Source organism: Peribacillus psychrosaccharolyticus ATCC 23296 (genome assembly GCF_000305495.1).
GTDB classification, from domain to species: Bacteria; Bacillota; Bacilli; order Bacillales; family DSM-1321; genus Peribacillus; species Peribacillus psychrosaccharolyticus.
This window is the reverse complement of the sequence record NZ_AJTN02000122.1, coordinates 1-849: the sequence shown is the minus strand read 5'-3', so window position 1 is coordinate 849 and position 849 is coordinate 1. Positions and strand designations below refer to the sequence as shown.

General features: G+C 38.5%; 1 protein-coding gene. It reads right to left on the bottom strand.

Translation table 11 applies throughout. The features are described from left to right. Positions 1–102 precede the first annotated feature (102 nt). Complete coding sequence (locus WYK_RS06405; RefSeq protein WP_040373718.1) at positions 103–657, bottom strand: GNAT family N-acetyltransferase; 555 nt, start codon at positions 655–657, stop codon at positions 103–105. Positions 658–849 lie beyond the last annotated feature (192 nt).

The window sequence follows — 849 nt, the reverse complement described above, 5'->3', positions numbered from 1 at the left end:
GAACGATTCCGCACCTCTTTTGTCTATAAACTAAAGGCAGCCCATAAAGGGCTGCCTTTAGTGTTGAACATAAAAAAAGGGACCGTATAAATACGGTCCACATTAGGCTTCGAGAAGCTGCTCCCCTGCTTCATCATCTTTACGAAGCAGATAAAGGGTATATAAATCTTTAGATATTTCGTATAAGTCATAGATTTCTTCTTTTTCGTTCAGTTGGTCGTAGATATATCTTCTTGATTCATTAGCTTGAACAGAATAAGGCAATTTTTCAGCCGCATGCAAAGATCGTTTATTGGTTTTGCGGATTCTCATATAGACGGTTTCAATGCCTAGGTCAAAAAATAATTCATTAAAGAAAGCTTCCTTAGCAACTGAATTATAGCCTTTACCGTGGAATTCCTTTCCAAGCCAGGTCCCAAGGAAACCAGCATTGTCTTCGATATCAAATAATGATATTGTCCCAATCGGCATATCCCACTCATCAGTAATTGTACGTGAAATTAGTTTTCCTTGGTCTTCTTCTTCGAGCGTTGTCTTAGTAACAAATACATATTCTTCATATGATTGGACTTTATGGCGCACGAAAGGGAAGACATCTGGATGCGTCATTAACTCATAAAGAGGATAACAATCGGTAAAATCTCTCTTTTTTAACATTTCCGTCCCTCCGTTTTGAGGGCAGTTGTAGCGTGTAAACTCTGCCCACCCTCGAAATTTTTTAGTCTTGCATCAAAAAATTTCGGGGTGGGAATCGAACCCACTAGAACCGGAAACCGGTGGCGCACCATTTGCCTTCCCTATTTATTTTTAAGCAATATTAATAAAATAAAATAATCCTTACGAAGGTAT

Excerpts from the sequence above, each read along its gene's own strand:
- WYK_RS06405 (WP_040373718.1), bottom strand. The coding sequence starts at position 657 with ATGTTAAAAAAGAGAGATTTTACCGATTGTTATCCTCTTTATGAGTTA.